The following is an 18966-nucleotide window of genomic DNA, read 5'->3' on the forward strand; positions in this document are numbered from 1 at the left end:
GCACGGGCAGTTCCGTTCGTCCATCCGTCGCACACCCACACACCCCTGGAGACGCCAGATGACCGGGCAAGACTCCGCCGCCGTACGCATCGACACCAGCAAGCCGCACCCGGCCCGCATGTACGACTGGTTCCTCGGCGGCAAGGACAACTACCCGGTCGACGAGGAGATGGCCAGGCAGCTCCTCACCCTCGACGCGCGCGGACGGGACATGGCCCGGGTCAACCGGGCCTACATGCACCGCGCCACCCGCTGGCTCGGCGGCAGCGGGATCCGCCAGTACCTCGACATCGGCACCGGCATCCCCACCGAGCCCAATCTCCACCAGATAGCCCAGCAGGTCGCCCCCGAGTCCCGCGTCGTCTACTGCGACAACGACCCGATCGTCCTCGCGCACGCCGAGGCACTGCTGCGCAGCACGCCCGAGGGTGCCACCGAGTACATCCAGGCCGACGCCCGCGACCCCGAGGCGATCCTGGACGCGGCCGGCAAGGTCCTCGACTTCACCCGGCCCGTCGCCCTGTCGCTGCTCGCGCTGCTGCACTTCGTGGACGACGAGGACGGCGCGTACGAGCTGGTCGACCGGCTGGTCCGGCAGCTCGCACCCGGCAGCTACCTCGTGCTGTCGCACACCACCGGCGACTTCGACCCGGAGAAGGCCGCGGAGGCCCGCGCCATGTACAAGGCGCGCGGGCTCACGCTGCGCCCGCGCTCCCGCGAGGAGTTCACCCGTTTCTTCGACGGCCTCGAGCTCGTCGAGCCCGGGGTGTCACTGACCGCCGAGTGGCACCCCGAGCTCGGTGAGGCCATCGACGTCCTCGGCGACGGCCCCATTCCCGGCTACGCGGGCGTCGCCCGCGTCGGCTGACGGCTCAGCTCCCCGGCAGCAGGGTGACGTGGAAGCGCGTCGCCCTGCTGACGTTCCCCGCCGCGTCGATCGTCCGGTGCTCGACGGTGTGGGTGCCGTACTCGGGCGTGGCGTCGTCCCACGGCACGGCGCGCGGTGTGCCGAGCTTGCCGTAGACGAGGTCGTCGATGACGGTGCCGCCCGGGGTGAAGCGGAACGGCGCCTCGGCGTCCGTCGGCCAGCCGTAGTACGTGTACCAGCCGTCGCCGTCCACCCGGAACTGGGAGACGACCGTGCCCGGTCGGTCGTCGCGTGCGGTCAGCCGCATGGTGAACGGGCCGTCGTACACGTACTCCGTCGGCCGGCCGGGCCGGCTCACCGTCCGCAGCGGCTCCGACAGCTCGTACGAGCCGGCCGCCGGGGCCGCGTCCACCGTCCAGCGCAGCACCGTGTCCGTACCGGCGATCCGGGCGCTGAGCGTGTGCGTCCCCGGACGGAGCCGCAGCGCGCCGAGGTCCAGGTCTCGGTCGTTGCCCGGATTCGTCAGCGGACGGCCGTCGAGGGACCAGCGGACGGCGTACGTACGGTCCGTGGGATGCGTGGTGTCGGCGTACACGACGGAATCCGCCCCCACCGGGCCGTCGGTGGCGGTGTGGCCCGTGAAGTCCGCGGCCACGGGCGGGTGGGGCGTCCGTACGGAGGTGTCGACCGTCCAGCCGACCGTACGCGTCAGTGCGGCCGAGGCACGCAGCGCCGGGTCGCGGACGAACGGCGTCGGGTCGGTGACCGTCGCGGTGAGCGTGTGGGTACCCCGGCCGAGACCCAGCCGGCGCAGATCGAGCGCCCGGGAGCCGTCGGTGTGCCGCAGCGGGCGGCCGTTGAGCCGCCAGACGACGTCGAGTTCCCCGCCGACCGGATGCAGCGTCTCTACCCACACCGTCCGGTCGTCCCCGATCGGCGCGGCGTTGGGCGTGTGTCCCTGGACGAGATTCACCTTGGCCGAGATGGCGCCGACCATCACCTCGCGCTCCACCTGGTCGAAGGCGTAGCCGAGCGTCTTCATGATCGAGTGCTTGCTGGGCCGCCAGACACCCTTGGTGCTGTACATCCCGCCCTCGTGGCGGGCGATCGTCCCGCCGGACTCGCTCTTCTCGCCCAGCCAGCGCCACCACTTCGCCCGCTGCTCCCGCATCTCCCGCTCGCTCAGCAGCGTGTGATGGGCGGAGGCCGGCTCGCCCCCGGTGTACGCGGCGCCGGGCACTCCGCGCCCGTAGTAGTCGTACTCGTCCTGGAGCTTGCCCAGGGAGTGGCCGATCTCGTGCGGGGTGATGAGGGAGGACAGGGCGTTCTTGCCGGAGGCGGTGGCGTACGTGCCGCCCGCGCCGCCGTAGGTCTCGCTGTTCGCGAGCGCCACGATCTGGCGGTTGGCGCTCGTCGTGCCGCCGACGAGATCGGCGAGCGCCGTCGCCGCTCCGCTGTCGACCGTCAGCAGCCGCTGCACACTGGCCGGGTTGCAACCGCCCCAGAAGCCCATGTTCAGCGGGGTGTCGCGGCGCGGGGCGTCCAGCGAAGGATCGCAGTCGACGCCCGATTCCGGTGACGGCACCTCGACCGCCCACACATTGACGTAGGAGCGGTACGACGCGAACGGCTCGATGCTCCACAGCACATTGAGGTGCTTGTCCACGTCCTGCCGGAACTCGTCCATGCCGGCGGCGGTGTAGCCGTCGCCGAGCACGACGAGATTGAACCGCTTGTCCGCCGGGCCCGTGGTCTGCACGGGCACGACGGTGGCGCTCTCGGTCAGCTGCCCCTGAGACGCCGGAGGCTTCGGCGGATCCTGTGCGGCCACGGCCACGGCCGACGCGGACGACGCCGTGCCGAGGAGACCGGTGAGGAGCAGGGCGCCCGCGGTGGCGAGCGCCAGGGCTGCTCTGGGAAGGCTTATGCCGGAGGTGTCCATGGGGCGGGAGCGTAGGTCCGGGCCCAACGAGCCGTAAAGACAGCAGAGTTGGCCGCCGGATCTGCTGCCCCGGCCGTCGTGACCCAGGGGCGGGCTGCCCCGGGGCCGTCCCCGGGGCATACAGCTAGCGGCGCCGGTCCCTGGTCGGAACGTCCGCGACCGGACCGGCCGGGCCGCTCGCGTGCGCGGCTGCCCCCTGATGGCCGGCGGAGCGCCGCACCCGCCGCAGGGCACAGCCCGCGAGCACGGCAGCCGCCGCGATGGCGTACGCCGTCGCCGTGATGACGTACGGATCGCCACCGGAGCGGCCGGTGACGTACTTCGCGGCCCCGGCCATGGCCACCCCCAGCCACTCCCAGCGGCCGTCAAGCGCCACGAGCGCGACGAGCAGCAGCGCGTACCAGGAGTAGCCGGGCGTCAGCAGCAGGAACGCGGTGCCCGTCACCAGCAGCGCGCCGCGCCACGGTCGTCGGGGGTCGCCGCGGAGCACGACGTACGCGACGGCGCACAGCATCAGGGCGGCGACCGCCGGGGCCGCCCACGCGTCGGGAAGCACCAGCCGCAGCAGGGCGTAACGGCTGCGGGCCGAGGCGTCGCCGTACCCCTCCTCCTCCACGTAACCGGTCAGATAGCCGAGCACCGAGCCCTCGGACACCAGCACGTACGGCAGGTACGTCAGCAGGACGACGGCCACGGCGGGCAGCACCACGGCGGCCGCGTCACGCCATCTGCGGACCCCCGACAGAGCGCCGGGCAGCAGGACCGCGGGCAGCAGCTTGGTGGCGGTGGCGGCCCCGAGGAGCGCGCCGCCCGCCGCGCGGTGCCGGACGACGACACCGAGACCGGCCACTCCCAGCAGCACACCGAGGACATCGGCGTGGGCGTTGTTGACCGCTTCCAGCGGGACCGCCGGACACCAGGCCCAGTACGCGGCCCCGCGCACCCCGTCGCTTCCGTCTCCCTTTCCTTCTCCGCCTACGTCTGTGCCGGCGTCGCCGCTCCCGCCTCCGCGGCGGCGCAGCACCAGCAGCAGTGCGCCCGTCACCGCGAACGACAGCAGAGCGCCGCCGGTCTGGAGCGGCTTGTGCCGGGCGCCGTCCGGGGAGAGCGAGTGGACCAGCAGGAAATAGCCCTCCGCGACCGGCGGGTAGATGGTGTGGACCGCGGGCCGGTTGAGCCGGGTGCAGTGGATCACGCCGTCGGGCCCGGGGATGCGCGCGCGCTCCGGACCCCGGCAGTCCGCGCCCGTCGGGAAGAGCCAGGGATCGCGCAGTGCCACGAGCGCGGGATCGGCGGGCGCGTGGTCGTACGGAGAGATCCCGGCCGCCTGCACCCGCCCGTCCCAGGCGTAGCGGTACGCGTCGCTGCTCGTACGCGGAGGAGCGAGCAGCCCTGTCGCCGCGACGACGACGCTGCCGCCGAGGACCAGCGCCGCGGCGTGACGCACCGGGACCTTCCGCAGACACCACACCGCCGCGGCGAACAGCACCCAGCACGCCCCGTACCACCAGGCCAGGCCGACGGGATCGGTGGAGTAGCCGTCCTTGCGGACGGTCAGCGCGAGCGCGGTGGTGAGCGCGCAGAGAAGGAGTCCGGTGCCGAGGGTGCGGGGTGCGATCACGCGTTCAGCCTGGCAGCCCGGCCCGACGTGGACGGCGCACCGCCCGGTGACGTCAGAGATCCGTAAGGTGCCGGAGCCGTGCCGGACGGCGCCTCGGGGGGTCTGATGGAGACATGAGGTTCCGACCACCGGCCCCACGACTGCCCGCCGTGCGACTGTCCGCCCTGCGACGGGCCGCCCCACGGCTGCCGAAGCGGCCGCCGCTGCCGTCCTTCAAGGGCCGGCTGCACGACCCGCGGACCGCCACGGCCATCGGCCGCTGGCTCGCCGTCATGATCGCCGTCTGCTTCCTGACCGGACTGATCAGCCACTTCCTCCAGAAGCCGCCGGGCTGGCTCGTGCCGCTGCTGCCGCCCCGGCCCGTCTGGGGGTACCGGCTGACCCAGGGACTGCACGTGGCGAGCGGAATCGCCGCGATCCCGCTGCTCATGGCGAAGCTGTGGACGGTGTACCCGCGGCTGTTCGTGTGGCCGCCGGTCAGGTCCCTGCGACACGCCCTGGAGCGCCTGTCGGTGGCGGTGCTGGTGGCGGCGGCCGTCTTTCAGCTCTTCAGCGGACTGCTCAACATCGTGCAGTGGTACCCGTGGCCGTTCTCCTTCGTACCCGTGCACTACGCCGTGGCCTGGGTGCTGGTGGGCGCGCTGCTGCTGCACCTGGCGGTCAAGGCGCCCGAGATCAGGGCGCACTGGACCCGCCGTTCGTCGGGGACGCTGGAGCTCCCGGCCGAGGACGCACCGGACCGGCGGTCGTTCCTGGCGGGCGTCGCGGCGGCCGTCGGCGCGGTCACGCTGGTCACCGTCGGCCAGTCGGCCACCCCGCTCAAACGCCTCGACCTGCTGGCGCCCCGCCACCCCGACCACGGCCTGCAGGGCCTGCCCGTCAACCGCACCGCGGCCGCGGCACGCGTCACCGGGCTGTCCGCGGGCCGCTGGCGGCTGACGGTGGCCGGGCCGCGCCCGTACGAGCTCTCGCTCGCCGAGCTGCGGGCCATGCGCCAGCACACCGTCACCCTGCCGATCGCCTGCGTCGAGGGCTGGAGCAAGTCGGCCGAGTGGACCGGCGTACGGATCCGGGACCTGCTCGACCGGGCGGGCGCCCCGCCCGGCGCGGTCCTGCGGGTGGTCTCACTGGAGCGGCGTGGCGCGTACCGGGTGATGGAGATGGGCCAGGGGTACGCGCGTGACCCGCTGACCCTGCTCGCGCTGCGGCTGAACGGCGAGGTGCTGTCCATCGACCACGGGTTCCCCGCGCGCGTCATCGCCCCGAACCGGCCCGGTGTGCTGCAGACCAAATGGGTCAGCCGGCTGGAGGTGCTGTGATGCGGTTCGCGGCAGGTGCGGCAGGCGTCGGCCTGATGGGCTACGGGGCGTGGCTGCTGTTCGGCGACGGCGGGGTACGCGACCCGTGGGGCGTCGTGATCTGGCTCGCCGGAGCCGTCCTCCTGCACGACGGCCTCATCGCCCCCGCCGTCCTCGCCGTGGGGCTCCTGCTGGCAGCCCTGCCCGCCCGCGGCGTGCTCCGGGCGGCACTCGTCGTGTGCGGTGCGCTGACCCTGATCGCCCTGCCGCCCCTGCTGCGGCCCGGAGCCCCGACGAACCCGACGGCCCTGCCGCTGGACTACCTCCGCAACTGGCTGCTGACGCTGGCCGTCGTCGTCGCGCTGACCGCCGCGGCGCTGCTGCTGCCGAGGGCGGGGCGGACACTGTCGGCCGGGCGGGCCAGGCGCCGGGCGCGTCGCGAAGCGAAAGCCCGCGAGGACGCGGACCGGGCGGACACGGATGCGGGGGCGTAGCGCGTGGCCGCAGGTCCGCCCGGGGCGCAAGTCCCCGGGGCGGGTCACTACGACGAGACGCCCGCCGGGGGGCCGTAGGCCGGTGGGGGCGCGACAGCGCACCGGTTACGGAGCGTCAGCTCCGGCCTCTGCCGCCCGGCGCGCCCGCCCGGCGGCCCGGCGCCCGAGCCCGAGCGGGCGCCGGGGAGGTGTGCCGGCCTGGTGGCGAGGTCAATCCTCGTAGGGTCGGTCGGGTGCGTGGATGACCCCACGCCTCGTGAGGGCGCGCACAGCACCCCGCCCACACCTCGCGGGGCGTCACTTCAGGCCGCGGCGGACGGGAGGGTACGCACTCACTCCCCGACGGTGAGTTCCGCCTCCGCCGCGGCGAGGGCCGCCGGGTGGCCGAAGAGCCCCGGCAGACCGCCCGTGTGCAGGAAGACCGTCCGCTGCCCCGGAACGATGTCGCCGTCCTCGACCGCCGCGATCAGACCGGCCATGGCGCGGCCGGTGTACACCGGGTCGAGCACGATGCCCTCCGTGCGGGCCGTACGCGTCAGCGCGGCCATGACCGGGTCGGTCAGCGCGCCGTAGCCCTCGCCCACCTGGTCGAGCCGCAGCCTCAGCGACCCGGGCTCGACGGCGGTGTCCGACAGGCCGGAGGCGAGCGCGGCCACGGTCCCCGCGGGGTCGGCGACGGCGCCGCAGTGCACGCCGAGGACACGCGCGGGACCGAGCGCGTCGACGAGGCCCGCCATCGTGCCGCCGGAGCCTGCCGCGACGACGACGGTGGCCAGGCCGGGTGCCTGGACGAGCAGTTCGCGCCCGCACTGGGCGTAGCCGCGCGCGCCGAGCACGCTGGAACCGCCGAACGGGACCAGCGCCGGGACGGCGCCGCGGTCCCGCAGCCGCCCGGTCACCTCCTCCGCGACGGCGCCGAGCGCCGCGCCGTGGACGCCGCCCGCCCAGACGACGGTGGCGCCGAACAGCCCGTCCAGCGCGAGGTTTCCGGCCGCCGACGATCCGGGTGTCCCCGCGAGGACGAGCACGACGCCGAGCCCCAGGCGGGCGCCCGCGGCTGCGGTCAGCCGGGCGTGGTTGCTCTGCGCGGCGCCGGTCGTCACCAGATGCGTGGCGCCGTCGGCGAGCGCGCTGCCGCAGATCCACTCGAGTTTGCGGATCTTGTTTCCGCCGCCGCCCAGGCCGGTGAGGTCGTCGCGCTTGATCCACAGGTCGTCCGCGCCGAGGCCGAGGGACCGGGCGAGCCGTGGCGCGGCTTCGAGCGGGGTCGGCCAGTTGCCGAGGGGCGCGGGCTGAGGGGCGCGGCTGTGTGACGTCATGACCACCATCTTCGTCCTCGCGGCCCGCACCCGGCCGGTGGCCGCCCGGGAACGTCGGTGTCCGCCGCCCCGCCACCCATGTCCGCCGCCCGGCCACCCGTGTCCGCCGAGGATCAGCGGCGTTCCAGCACGCCCCGGACGAACGCGGCCTGGCCGGCGTGCTGGAGATCGTCGGCGATCACGCTGACCAGCCGGACGCCGAGGCTCACCGGCGGGTCCCACGAGTCGTCCACGATCCGGTTCAGCGCCGTGCTCTTCAGGCCCCGGACGAAGGCCAGCGTCTCCTCGTGGACCGCGTCGTGGTAGCCGAGCAGCACCTCGCCGGAGTCCACCCGGACCTTCGCCACCTGCGCGCGGGACTGGCCGTAGCCGGTCGCGTCCTCGGGAAAGGGCAGCCCGAAGCGGCCCGCCCAGTCCTGGGACAGCCACACCTGCTCACGGCCCGCCGCGTCCGCCACATGGTCGTCCTGGATCCGGGTGAGGTGCCACACCAGCCAGGCGACGGAGTTGGCGCCGGGGTCGAGGCGGGCGTGGAGATCCTCCACGGAAAGGCCCTCGACCGCCTCGTGCACGACCTCCTGGATGCGCCCGAAGGCATCGGCCAGTACTTCTGCGGAGTTCATACGGCGAGTGAACCCCGCGCGTTGCGCGCGTCGGGGTCCGACACGCGCGCCCCGTCGCGGGACAGGCACACGAAGCTCCGCCCGGCGGACTTCCACGCAACCGCACGGCTCCAGCCGGTCGCGCCCGCGTGGTCCAGCAGGGCCCGCGCACCCACCCGGGCCCACGGGAACGGCGGGCCCAGCGTGCCGTCGGGCCCGGCCACCCGCACGTCGGTGCGCTCGTCCACGTCCACCGGGGCCGCCTCGGCGATGAGCAGACCGTCCGTGGCGACGAGTTCGGCGACCCGGGCGAGCAGCGCCCGTGGATCGCCCCCTATGCCGATGTTGCCGTCGATCAGCAGCGCCGTGCCCCAACGGCCCTCCCTCGGGAGCCGGTCGAACACGGAACGGCACAGCGCGGTGCCGCCCGAGCCGACCGTGCGGGCGACCGCCACCGGGCTGACGTCGACGCCCAGGGTCGGCCGGCCCCGCCGGGCCAGCGCGGCCACCAGCCGGCCGGGGCCGCAGCCGATGTCCAGGACCGGCCCCCGGCAGCGGTCCAGCACGGTCACATCGGCCACGTCCGGATCCGCGCACCAGCGTTCCACCTCCAGCGGCAGCAGCCGGCCGTCCGGCCGGCGCAGGAACAGCGGGCCGCGCCCGGTGCGCAGGGCGACGGTGTACGGATCGGCCCGCCACGCCGCTGCCGTCGTCATCGGGCCCCGGCGCGCGCCAGCCGCGCCATCGCCGAGGCGAACCGGCTGCCCGGGGCGGCGGCCGCGACCAGCCGTGCGTCCTCGGGCGTGTCGACGTCGCGCAACAGCGGGAGGTCACTCACCGTCAGCCCGGCGTCGACCAGCCGCCGCCGCTGCACGGTGCCCGTCTCCGGTACGGACATGGGCACCCCGCACAGCAGCGCCGGATCGGGCTCCGCGAGCCCCAGCGCCCAGAATCCACCGTCCTCGGCGGGCCCGAACGACGCCTCGCCCGTGGCGAGTTCCAGGCCCTGGGCGAGAAGCGCGGGGGTCACCTGCGGGGTGTCCATCCCGATCAGCAGCGCGGGTCCGGAGCAGCCCGCGAACGCGGCGGCGAGCCGCTCGTCCAGTCCGCCACGTGTCTGCGGCACGACCTCGACACCGGGCGGCAGCCAGGCCCCCGGCGTCCCGTCGAGCACGAGGACCCGCCGGGCCGCGGGTGTGTCCCGCACGGCCTGGAGCGTGTCGGCCAGCGCCGCCTCGGCGAGCACGGCCGCCTCCGTGGGGGTGTACCGCGTGGTGAGCCGGGTCTTGACCCTCCCCGGCACGGGTTCCTTCGCGATGACGAGCAGGGTGCTCATGTCGCCCTTCTTCGGCGGGTGTTGTGTGTGCCGGGCTGCTGGTGCCCCGCGTGTGTGCGTGGTGTCCGGGGCCCGCCGCACACGGGGCGGGGACGCGGACCGGCCGGGGTCGTTCACAGACCGGCCGGGGTCGTTCGCGGTCCGGTCGGGGTCATTCACGGAGTACCGCCCGCATGTCGCGTACCGCCTGCCACGTCCCCCGCCACGTGCCCGTGACCTTGGACCGGCCTGCCCGGGGCAGATACGGCACGTCCAGTTCGCTCACCCGCCAGCCCGCGTCCGACGCGCGGACGACCATCTGCAGGGGATAGCCGCTGCGGCGGTCGGTCAGGGCGAGGCCGAGGAGGTCCTTGCGGCGGGCCGCGCGCAGCGGGCCGAGGTCGTGCAGCGGCAGGCCGGTGCGGTGCCGGATCATCCGGGCGAGGGCGAGATTCCCGGCGCGGGCGTGCAGTGGCCAGGCGTCGCGGGTCCGCGGGCGGCGCCGGCCGAGGACCAGGTCGGCCTCACCGTCCGCGACGCGGCGTACGAAGTCCGGCAGCAGCCCCGGGTCGAGCGAGGCGTCGCAGTCGCAGAAGCAGACGTAGTCCGCCTCGGCGGCCAGCAGCCCCGCGTGACAGGCCGCGCCGAAGCCGCGTCGTGGCTCGTGGACCACGGTCGCGCCGAGCGAGCGGGCGAGCTCCGGTGAGCCGTCGGCAGAGCCGTTGTCGACGACGACGGCCCGCCAGCCGGCCGGGATCCGCTCGAGGACCCAGGGGAGTGCCTCGGCCTCGTCGAGGCAGGGCAGGACCACGTCCACGGTGGCGTTCACGCGCCGGCACCCCGCAGCCCCGCCGCGGCGAACTCCGCCATGCCCTCGGCGAAGCCGACCTCCGGTTTCCAGCCCAGTTCGGCCTTCAGCCGGCCCGAGTCGGCCGTGACATGGCGGACGTCGCCGAGCCGGAACTCACCGGTCACCACAGGGGCGGGGCCGCCGTGTGCCGCGGCCAGTTCCCCGGCCATCTCGCCCACGGTGTGCGCAGTGCCGCTGCCGGTGTTGTACGGGGTGAGCGCGCCCGGCGCCCGGTCGCCCACCGCCTCCAGGGCCAGGGCGTTGGCGTGCGCGACGTCCCGTACGTGCACGAAGTCCCGCCGCTGGCGCCCGTCCTCGAAGACGCGTGGTGCCTCGCCGCGTTCCAGTGCAGAGCGGAAGAAGGAGGCCACCCCCGCGTAGGGGGTGTCGCGCGGCATCCCGGGCCCGTACACGTTGTGGTAGCGCAGCGCCACGGCCCGGCCGTCCGTGGCGCGGGCCCAGGAGGCCGCGAGGTGCTCCTGCGCGAGCTTGGTCGTGGCGTACACGTTGCGCGGGTCGGCGGGCGCGTCCTCGCTCACCAGGCCGGGGGTGAGTTCGCGGCCGCAGCGGGGGCATTCGGGTTCGAAGCGGCCCGCCTCGAGCGCCGCGACCGGCCGGGGCCCGGGCCGGACCGCGCCGTGGACGGGGCAGTCGTAGCGGCCCTCGCCGTACACGACCATCGATCCGGCCAGCACCAGATCGCGGATCCCGGCGTCCACCATCGCCGCGAGCAGCACGGCCGTGCCGAGGTCGTTGCAGGAGACGTACGCGGGGGCGTCGGCGAAGTCCGTGCCGAGGCCGACCATGGCCGCCTGGTGGCAGACCGCGTCCACGCCGCGCAGGGCCGCGGCGACGCTCTCGCGGTCGCGGACGTCCCCGGCGACCGACTCGCCGGAGGACTCCCGGACGTCGAGGACGACCGTCTCGTGGCCGCGCGCGACGAGCGCGGCCACGACCTCGGACCCGATGAAACCCGCGCCTCCGGTGACAAGTACTCGCATGGCGACGACGCTACGGCGCGGATCACGATCCGCACCCGCCACACGCCAACGCGTCACAGGTCCGTAAGGACTACCCCCGGGTCAGCCGCAGCGTCACGATCTGGAACGGCCGCAGCGACAACGTCACCCCCGTCTCCTGGACGGTGGGCGCCGGCCCGGCCAGCGGTCGCTCCAGCAGATCCGTCAGGACCGCCCCGGCCGGCCGGAAGCCCGTGCGGACCACGGTCGTCGCCCGGCCGCCGAGTGATTCGTAGAGCCGTACGACCACGTCGCCCGAGCCGTCGTCGGCGAGCTTCACCGCCTCCACCACGACGGCCGGACCGTCCGTGGTCACCACCGGCGGCAGATCGGCGCCGCCGGGGCCGACCCGCAGCGGCAGATTCAGCGCGTAGCCCGCCGCCACCGCGTCCTCGACCGTCGCGCCCGGCAGCAGCGCGTAGGTGAGGCGGTGCATGCCCTGGTCGGCCTCGGGGTCGGGGATGCGGGGCGCGCGGACCAGGCTGAGGCGGACGGTCGTCGTCGTCCCGCCGTCGTGCTCGCGGGTGGTGCGGGACACGTCGTGGCCGTACGTCGAGTCGTTGATCACCGCCACGCCGTAGCCGGGCTCGCCGACGTGCACCCAGCGGTGTCCGTACACCTCGAACCGGGCCGCCTCCCAGCTGGTGTTGGTGTGGGTGGGGCGGTGGACGTGACCGAACTGGATCTCGGCGGTGGACCGGTCCGCGTGGACGTCGAGCGGAAAGCCGGCCTTGAGGATCTTCTCCGCCTCGTGCCAGTCGATCTCGGTGTCGATGTCGATGCGGCGGCTTGCGGCCCGCACGGTGACGGTCTGCACGATCCGCGACCCGCGGCCGAAGCTCCGCTCCACGCGCAGGGCGCCCAGCAGGATCCCGTCCTCGGCGATCCTGATGGTCGCGCCCTCCAGCAGGTCGGTGTAGCGGGCGAGATATTGCTTGTCGATGTCCCAGGCGTCCCAGTAGTTGGGCAGATCGCTGTGCAGCCGCAGCAGGTTGCCCTTGCCGCCGGGCGCCAGGACCTCGCGGCCGGCGACCAGGTCGCGTACGGACGCGAAGGTGCCGTCGTCAGCGAGTTCGACGCGTACGAGACCGTTGTCGAGGGCGCGGTTGGTGACGGTGACCGGCGGGTGCGCCCGGTCGGGGGACGGCGCGCGGGGTGCGACGCGCGCGCTGCCGGACGCGGGGACCTCCACGAACACGGCGGCAGATCCGTCCGAGAGCCTCGGCAGCCCCGGGTCGAGGACGTCGGCGAGCGTCGCCGGGACGCGCACGACCTCCGCCCGGTCGCGAGGCCCCGCGTTGTACACCCACGGCTCCACCGGACCGGCCCCGCTCACCGCCTCCAGGGCCTGCGCGGTCAGCGCTTCCAGTTCCTTCGCGACCCGCGCGTACTCCGCCTCCGCCTCCCGGTGGACCCAGGCGATCGACGAGCCCGGCAGGATGTCGTGGAACTGGTGCAGCAGCACCGTCTTCCACAGCTGGTCCAGCTCCGCGTACGGATAGGCGTACCCCGGTACGTGCAGTGCCGCCGCCGTCGCCCACAACTCGGTCTCGCGCAAGGCGTGTTCACTGCGCCGGTTGCCCTGCTTGGTGCGGGCCTGCGAGGTGTACGTGGCCCGGTGCAGCTCCAGGTAGAGCTCGCCGGACCACACCGGGGCGTCCGGGTGCCGCGCGTACTCGGCCCGCGCGGCCGCGAAGAACGCGTCGGGATGTTCGACGACGACCTTCGCCGATCCCTCCAGATCGGCCAGCCGCCGCGCCCGCTCCAGCATCTCCCGGTTCGGGCCGCCCCCGCCGTCGCCGTGACCGAAGGGCGCCAGCGATCGCGTACCGCGCCCCTTGTCCTGGTAGTTGCGCACCGCGTGCGCCATCTCCCGCCCGGAGAAGACCACGTTGTAGGTGTCGACGGGCGGGAAGTGGGTGAAGACCCGGGAGCCGTCGATGCCCTCCCACCAGAAGGTGTGGTGGGGCAGCTTGTTGGTCTGGTTCCAGGACAGCTTCTGGGTGAGGAACCACGTCATCCCCGCGAGTTTCGCCAGCTGAGGATAGGCCGCCGTGTACCCGAACGAGTCCGGCAGCCACACCCCTTCCGTCTCGATGCCGAACTCGTCGAGGAAGAAGCGCTTCCCGTGGACGAGCTGGCGGGCCAGCGCCTCACCTCCCGGGAGGTTGCCGTCGGCCTCCACCCACATGCCGCCGACCGGCGCCCACTGCCCGTTGCGGACGGCCTCCTTGATCCCGGCCCACACCTGCGGGTGGTTGTCCCGCACCCACGCGTACTGCTGCGCCTGCGAGCAGGCGAAGACGAACTCGGGGTACTCCTTCGCCAGGGCGGTGACGTTGGAGAACGTGCGGGCCGTCTTGCGCTTGGTCTCACGGATGGGCCACAGCCAGGCGCTGTCGATGTGCGCGTGACCGACCGCCGACAGGGTGTGGGCGCTGGCGTGCGCGGGCCGCGCGAGGGCGCCGGCGAGGACGGTACGGGCCCGGGCGGCGGTCCCCGGGACATCGTCGAGGTCGAGCGCGTCCAGCGCCCGGTCCAGGGTGTGGAGGATCTCGTGGCGGCGCGGGTCCTGCTCGCCGAGTTCCAGCATCAGTTCCTTGAGCACCTGCATGTCGAGGGACAGATGCCAGACGTCCTCGTCGAGCACGGCGAGATCGGCGCGTGCGAAGGTGTACAGCGGGGCGCGGCCCGCGGTGTGTTTGTCACCCATCGGGGTGGGGGAGCGGAAGTGGTCCTTGAGGATGTCGGGGTTGGACGCTGCCTCGATGAGGAACGCGACCTGTTCACCGCCCGCGGCCGGGGAGGCGATGGGCACGTACTGGTTCTGCGGGTTGACCGCCTTGACCGGGGTGCCGTCGGGCAGATGGACGAGCGCCTCGGCCTGGTTGCCCGGCCAGCTGCTGACGAAGCCCAGGTCGAACCAGGCCTCCACGCGCAGGCCCGCCCACCGGGCGGGCACCTCGCCGCGGACCCGGAACCAGGTGGTGCCCCACGGCGGTCCCCACGGGGTGCCCATCGCGAACGGCTCGTAGTCGGCGGCCTGCGCCTCGGCGAACGGCACGGGCTCGTCCGGGACCTGCCAGGCCTCCACCACCAGCGGCACGGAATCCGCGTGGATCACCGGCCGGATGCGCTGCTCCAGTACGCGCTCGACGCGCTGCTCGATCCTGTGCCGTTCGTCGTGCATCTCGTTGCACCTACTTCCGGTTGAGATAGGCGAGACCGGGGTGTACGGCGGTGTACCCGTCGAGGAGCCGGCGGGCGACGGTGACGGAGTCGACCAGGGGATGCAGGGCGAAGGCCTTGACGGCGGCGGCCCGCGATCCGCTGTCCGCCGCGGTCAGGACCTCCCGTTCGACGGCCTTCACCGCGGTCACCAACGCGGTCGCGTGGTACGGCAGCGGGTCGACGGCGTACGGACGGGCGCCGTTGGCGCCGACGAGGCACGGCACCTCGATCACGGCGTCCGCGTCGAGCACGGAAAGGGCCGTGCGGTTGCGGACGTTGAGGACGAGCGTGGTGCGCTCGTCGCGGGCGACGGCCCGCATCAGGGCGAGCGCGACCTGCTCGTAGCCGCCCGTTTCGAGGTCGTCGGCGGCCCGCTCGCCCGCCCCTGAGGCCTCGCGGTTGTCCGCCATGTACGTGGCCTCCCGCTCGGCTCGGGTCAGCTCCCAGCGTCTCAGCGACGGCTCCGCGTAGAAGCCCGCCTGCTGGTCGAGCAGGAAGGCGCCGCGGGTCCTCCCGGCGCTCCGGTACGCCCGCACGGTCTCACGGTTGAAGTAGTAGTAGTGCAGGTACTCGTTGGGGATCGCGCCGAGCGAGCGCAGCCAGTCGGCGCCGAAGAGCCTGCCCTCCTCCAGGGAGCCGAGCGCGCCGGGGTCCTGGAGCAGCCGCGGCAGTTCGTCCCGGCCCGCCACGTGCAGTCCGCGCAGCCAGCCGAGGTGGTTGAGCCCGACGTAGTCGAGCCACGCCGTGTCCGGGTCGGCGCCGAGGGCCCGGGCGGCGCGCCGGCCGAGCCCGACCGGCGAGTCGCAGATCCCGATGACGCGGTCGCCGAGCACCCGGGACATGGCCTCGGTGACCAGCCCGGCCGGATTGGTGAAGTTGATGACCCAGGCGCCGGGCGCGAGCGCGGCGATGCGCCGGGCGATGTCCATGGCGACCGGTACGGTCCTCAGTCCGTACGCGATGCCGCCCGCGCCGACCGTCTCCTGGCCCAGCACGCCTTCGGCGAGGGCGACCCGTTCGTCGGCGGCACGGCCCGCCAGGCCGCCGACGCGGATCGCGGAGAAGACGAAGTCGGCCCCGTGCAGCGCTTCGTCGAGGTCGGTGGTGACGCTGACCTCCGGCGCGTCCGGGATGCCGGCGGCCTGCTCGGCGAGCACGGTGGCGACGGCGCCGAGGCGGGCCGGGTCCAGGTCGTGGAGGGTGACGCGGGTGACCCGGCCCTCGGCGTGGTCGCCGAGCAGCGCGCCGTACACCAGCGGCACACGGAAGCCTCCGCCGCCGAGAATCGTCAGCCTCATTCCGCCCGTGCCCTCCTCGTGCCGTGACCCACGCCGTTTCTCCTGCCCCACGCTGTCACCTTCGTGACGTTCCCGCGAGAACCCGGGCCCGAGGAGAAACCGGACCACTCGACCGTTGGAAAGTGTCGGAATCTGTTGAATACTGTCGGCGTCCATGAACGACGCCGGCCCTGGGGGACCCTGTGAGCTTCAGCAATGCCGTACGACCCTGGGAATCGCCCGAACTCACCAGCTGGCGACGGCTGCCGATGAGCGCCGTGGACCGCCGCGAAGGCAGCGTCGCCCTGGACGGCACGTGGCGCTTCCAACTGCTGCCCGCGCCCGGCGCACCCCTCGGCGAGGAGTGGGGCGAGGCGCCCGTGCCCGGCTGCTGGACCATGCACGACCCGAGCGACCTGCCGCACTACACCAATGTGCGGATGCCGTTCCCGCACCACCCGCCGTTCGTCCCCGACGACAATCCGACCGGTGTGTACGAGCGGGACATCGAGATCCCGGCCGAGTGGGCCGGGCGCCGCACCGTCCTCCACGTCGGCGCCGCGGAGAGCGTCCTGATCGCCGAGATCGACGGACGGCAGATCGGCATCGGCAAGGACTCCCACCTGGCGAGCGAGTTCGACATCACGGGCGCCGTCACCCCGGGGCAGCGCCACACCCTGCGCCTCACGGTCGTCAAATGGTCCGACGCCTCGCACATCGAGGACCAGGACCAGTGGTGGCACGGCGGCATCACCCGTTCCGTACGGCTCCACTCGACCGACGCGCTGTACCTCGACGACGTCGCCGTCCGCGCGCAGCAGGACGGGACCCTGCGCGTCGACTGCCGGGTGCGCGGACCGCTCACCGACGGCTGGACCGTCAGCGGAGAGCTGGAGGGGTACGGGAACCTCACCCGGGACACCGCCCACGACGCCGCGAACCGCGCGCTCGGCCGGGTCTCGGACTTCCTCGGCGAGGCCCGGCTGTCCACCACGGTGGCCGACGTACGCCCCTGGTCGGCCGAGTCGCCCGTGCTGTACGCACTGACCGTCCGGCTGCACCGGGCGGACGGCTCCGTCGCCGACACCTCGCACCACCGCATCGGCTTCCGCACGGTCGAGATCCGGGGCCGGGACCTGCTGATCAACGGCGACCGTGTGTTCGTCCGCGGCGTCAACCGGCACGACTTCCATCCGCTGACCGGCCGGGTCGTCACCGAGGACGACCTGCGCGCCGACCTGGTGACCATGAAGTGCTTCGGCTTCAACGCCGTGCGCACCTCGCACTACCCGAACGACCCGGCGCTGCTCGCCCTCGCCGACGAACTCGGCCTGTACGTCGTCGACGAGGCCGACATCGAGAGCCACGACCACGCCCACGAGATCGCCGACGACCCCCGCTATCTGCCCGCCTTCGTCGAGCGCGTGTCCCGGATGGTGCTGCGCGACAAGAACCATCCGTCCGTCATCGCCTGGTCGCTCGGCAACGAGAGCGACTACGGCGCCCACCACGACGCCGCGGCCGCCTGGGTGCGCCGCCACGACCCGACGCGGCCCGTCCAGTACGAGGGCGCCGCCAAGACCGACTGGTCCTCCACCGACATCGCGAGCGACATCGTCTGCCCCATGTACGCCTCACTGGAGGAGATCACCGCGCACGCCCGCTCCGGCGAACAGACCAAACCGCTGATCCTGTGCGAGTACTCGCACGCCATGGGAAACAGCAACGGCACCCTCGCCGACCACTGGGCCGAGATCGAGACCACGCCCGGCCTCCAGGGCGGCTTCATCTGGGAGTTCTGGGACCACGGCATCCTCCAGCGCACCGCCGACGGACTCCCGGCCGGCCCCGGCGCCACCGGCGGGTACACGAACGGGACCACCGCGCCCGGCTACCGCTGGGCCTACGGCGGCGACTTCGGCGACACCCCGAACGACGGCGCCTTCTGCGCGGACGGCATGGTCTTCCCCGACCGCACCCCGAAGCCCGCGATGTACGAGCACCGCGAACTCGCCGCACCCGTACGGCTGTCGTACGACGGCACCGGCGTCACCGTGCACAACCGGCAGTACGTGACCGGCCTGGCCGGGCTGCGCGCCGCATGGCTGATCGGCGCCGAGGACACCGGGACCCGCGTCGTTCCCGTGCCCCTGCCCGACGTACCCCCGGGCGCCCGCGCGCCGCTCGCGCTGCCGCCGGAACTGCCCGGGGGCACCGGCGAACTGTGGCTGACCCTGCGCGTGACCACGGCGGACGACCTGCCCTGGGCCCCCGCGGGCACCGAGATCTGCACCCCGCGGATCCGGCTGCGCGAACGCCCCGCCGTGTTCACCGGTGTCCGGGCCGGCGGAGCAGTCGAGACCGACTCCGAAGGCCTGCTCGTCCACCCGTTGCTCACCTCCCCGCCGGTGCTGAGCCTGTGGCGCGCCCCCACCGACAACGACCTGCTCGGCGGCGCGGCCGGACGCTGGCGCGACTGGGGACTGGACGCGCTCGTACGCAAGCCCGTGTCCGTGACCCGCGACGGAAACGGCCGGGTCACCGCCGTCGCCGAATACCCCACCGCCGCCGGCACCGTGGTCCATGAGCAGGTCCTCACCGCGCTCGCCGACGGCTCGGTGCTCGTCGAGGAGAGCGCCACCCTCCCGGCCGGGCTCCACGACGTCGCCCGTGTCGGCTCCGTACTGGAGACCGCCGCGGGACCGGACACGTTCGAGTGGTACGGGCTCGGTCCCTGGGAGAGCTACCCGGACCGGTGCGCCGGCGGCACCGTGGCCCACCACAGGGCAAGGGTGGACGACCTGTTCACGCCCTATCTGCGGCCCCAGGAGAGCGGCGGGCGCAACGGCGTACGCGCCTTCTCCCTCACCCGCGGCGACGGGACCGGTCTCGCCGTACGGCTGGACCTGCCCCGCCAGGTCTCCGTCACCCGCCATCGGGCCGCCGATCTCGCCGCCGCCGCCCACCATGACGAACTCACCCCGCGCGCCGGGTGCGTGGTCCATGTCGACGCGGCCCACCGGGGCCTCGGCACCGCCTCCTGCGGGCCGGACACCCTGCCGCCGTATCTGATCGCCCCGGGGACGCACCGCTGGACGTGGAGCATCCGGACCCTGTAGCGAGGGCGCCC

General features: G+C 73.7%; 14 protein-coding genes. 4 read left to right on the forward strand and 10 right to left on the reverse strand.

Annotation, left to right across the window (positions count from 1 at the left end):
• Positions 1-58 precede the first annotated feature (58 nt).
• Complete coding sequence (locus ACIQMR_RS10610) at positions 59-868, forward strand: SAM-dependent methyltransferase (RefSeq protein ID WP_401385036.1); 810 nt, start codon at positions 59-61, stop codon at positions 866-868.
• A gap of 4 nt (positions 869-872) precedes the next feature.
• Here ACIQMR_RS10610 and ACIQMR_RS10615 read toward each other — a convergent pair whose 3' ends face one another.
• Together ACIQMR_RS10615 and ACIQMR_RS10620 are read right to left on the reverse strand one after the other, a co-directional pair.
• Positions 873-2810 (reverse strand): M64 family metallopeptidase, encoded by a 1938-nt coding sequence (locus ACIQMR_RS10615; RefSeq protein WP_401385037.1) that lies wholly within the window; start codon positions 2808-2810, stop codon positions 873-875.
• 124 nt (positions 2811-2934) lie between these two features.
• The gene (locus tag ACIQMR_RS10620) at positions 2935-4431 is read right to left on the reverse strand and encodes a glycosyltransferase 87 family protein (RefSeq protein WP_401385038.1); all 1497 of its coding nucleotides are present in this window, start codon (positions 4429-4431) and stop codon (positions 2935-2937) included.
• 113 nt (positions 4432-4544) lie between these two features.
• Between ACIQMR_RS10620 and ACIQMR_RS10625 the strand changes: the two genes are divergently transcribed.
• The gene (locus ACIQMR_RS10625; protein WP_401385039.1) at positions 4545-5750 is read left to right on the forward strand and encodes a molybdopterin-dependent oxidoreductase; all 1206 of its coding nucleotides are present in this window, start codon (positions 4545-4547) and stop codon (positions 5748-5750) included.
• Positions 5750-6223, forward strand: coding sequence for a hypothetical protein (locus tag ACIQMR_RS10630; protein WP_401385040.1), 474 nt, complete (start codon positions 5750-5752; stop codon positions 6221-6223). The genes ACIQMR_RS10625 and ACIQMR_RS10630 overlap by 1 nt, the downstream gene beginning before the upstream one ends.
• 332 nt (positions 6224-6555) lie before the next feature.
• On the opposite strand, the gene ACIQMR_RS10635 is transcribed toward ACIQMR_RS10630, so the two are convergent.
• From ACIQMR_RS10635 to ACIQMR_RS10670, 8 genes are all read right to left on the reverse strand, one after another.
• Positions 6556-7542 (reverse strand): D-cysteine desulfhydrase family protein, encoded by a 987-nt coding sequence (locus tag ACIQMR_RS10635; protein WP_401385041.1) that lies wholly within the window; start codon positions 7540-7542, stop codon positions 6556-6558.
• 113 nt (positions 7543-7655) lie between these two features.
• Positions 7656-8165 carry a DUF664 domain-containing protein gene (locus ACIQMR_RS10640; protein WP_401385042.1) on the reverse strand — a complete coding sequence of 170 codons (510 nt, stop codon included), beginning with the start codon at positions 8163-8165 and terminating at the stop codon, positions 7656-7658.
• Complete coding sequence (locus ACIQMR_RS10645) at positions 8162-8860, reverse strand: methyltransferase domain-containing protein (RefSeq protein WP_401385043.1); 699 nt, start codon at positions 8858-8860, stop codon at positions 8162-8164. Before ACIQMR_RS10645 ends, ACIQMR_RS10640 begins: the two co-directional genes overlap by 4 nt.
• On the reverse strand, positions 8857-9480 hold the full coding sequence (locus tag ACIQMR_RS10650) for a DUF2064 domain-containing protein (protein ID WP_401385044.1): 624 nt from the start codon (positions 9478-9480) through the stop codon (positions 8857-8859). The genes ACIQMR_RS10645 and ACIQMR_RS10650 overlap by 4 nt, the downstream gene beginning before the upstream one ends.
• A gap of 151 nt (positions 9481-9631) precedes the next feature.
• Complete coding sequence (locus ACIQMR_RS10655; RefSeq protein WP_401385045.1) at positions 9632-10288, reverse strand: glycosyltransferase family 2 protein; 657 nt, start codon at positions 10286-10288, stop codon at positions 9632-9634.
• Positions 10285-11310 (reverse strand): NAD-dependent epimerase/dehydratase family protein, encoded by a 1026-nt coding sequence (locus ACIQMR_RS10660; RefSeq protein WP_401385046.1) that lies wholly within the window; start codon positions 11308-11310, stop codon positions 10285-10287. The genes ACIQMR_RS10655 and ACIQMR_RS10660 overlap by 4 nt, the downstream gene beginning before the upstream one ends.
• 70 nt (positions 11311-11380) lie before the next feature.
• A complete protein-coding gene (locus tag ACIQMR_RS10665; protein ID WP_401385047.1) occupies positions 11381-14518 on the reverse strand; it encodes an alpha-mannosidase in 3138 nt (1045 codons plus the stop codon).
• Positions 14519-14528: 10 nt separating this feature from the next.
• Positions 14529-15857 carry a 6-phospho-beta-glucosidase gene (locus tag ACIQMR_RS10670; protein WP_401385048.1) on the reverse strand — a complete coding sequence of 443 codons (1329 nt, stop codon included), beginning with the start codon at positions 15855-15857 and terminating at the stop codon, positions 14529-14531.
• Positions 15858-16105: 248 nt separating this feature from the next.
• Between ACIQMR_RS10670 and ACIQMR_RS10675 the strand changes: the two genes are divergently transcribed.
• Entirely contained in the window at positions 16106-18955 is a 2850-nt protein-coding gene (locus ACIQMR_RS10675) for a glycoside hydrolase family 2 TIM barrel-domain containing protein (protein WP_401385328.1), read from the forward strand.
• Positions 18956-18966 lie beyond the last annotated feature (11 nt).

This window comes from Streptomyces sp. NPDC091376, assembly GCF_044757085.1.
Classification (GTDB): domain Bacteria; phylum Actinomycetota; class Actinomycetes; order Streptomycetales; family Streptomycetaceae; genus Streptomyces; species Streptomyces pratisoli.

Coding starts and splice junctions, on each gene's coding strand:
- ACIQMR_RS10610 (WP_401385036.1), top strand. CDS start 59: ATGACCGGGCAAGACTCCGCCGCCGTACGCATCGACACCAGCAAGCCG.
- ACIQMR_RS10615 (WP_401385037.1), bottom strand. CDS start 2,810: ATGGACACCTCCGGCATAAGCCTTCCCAGAGCAGCCCTGGCGCTCGCC.
- ACIQMR_RS10625 (WP_401385039.1), top strand. CDS start 4,545: ATGAGGTTCCGACCACCGGCCCCACGACTGCCCGCCGTGCGACTGTCC.
- ACIQMR_RS10630 (WP_401385040.1), top strand. CDS start 5,750: ATGCGGTTCGCGGCAGGTGCGGCAGGCGTCGGCCTGATGGGCTACGGG.
- ACIQMR_RS10635 (WP_401385041.1), bottom strand. CDS start 7,542: ATGACGTCACACAGCCGCGCCCCTCAGCCCGCGCCCCTCGGCAACTGG.
- ACIQMR_RS10640 (WP_401385042.1), bottom strand. CDS start 8,165: ATGAACTCCGCAGAAGTACTGGCCGATGCCTTCGGGCGCATCCAGGAG.
- ACIQMR_RS10645 (WP_401385043.1), bottom strand. CDS start 8,860: ATGACGACGGCAGCGGCGTGGCGGGCCGATCCGTACACCGTCGCCCTG.
- ACIQMR_RS10650 (WP_401385044.1), bottom strand. CDS start 9,480: ATGAGCACCCTGCTCGTCATCGCGAAGGAACCCGTGCCGGGGAGGGTC.
- ACIQMR_RS10660 (WP_401385046.1), bottom strand. CDS start 11,310: ATGCGAGTACTTGTCACCGGAGGCGCGGGTTTCATCGGGTCCGAGGTC.
- ACIQMR_RS10665 (WP_401385047.1), bottom strand. CDS start 14,518: ATGCACGACGAACGGCACAGGATCGAGCAGCGCGTCGAGCGCGTACTG.
- ACIQMR_RS10670 (WP_401385048.1), bottom strand. CDS start 15,857: ATGAGGCTGACGATTCTCGGCGGCGGAGGCTTCCGTGTGCCGCTGGTG.
- ACIQMR_RS10675 (WP_401385328.1), top strand. CDS start 16,106: ATGAGCGCCGTGGACCGCCGCGAAGGCAGCGTCGCCCTGGACGGCACG.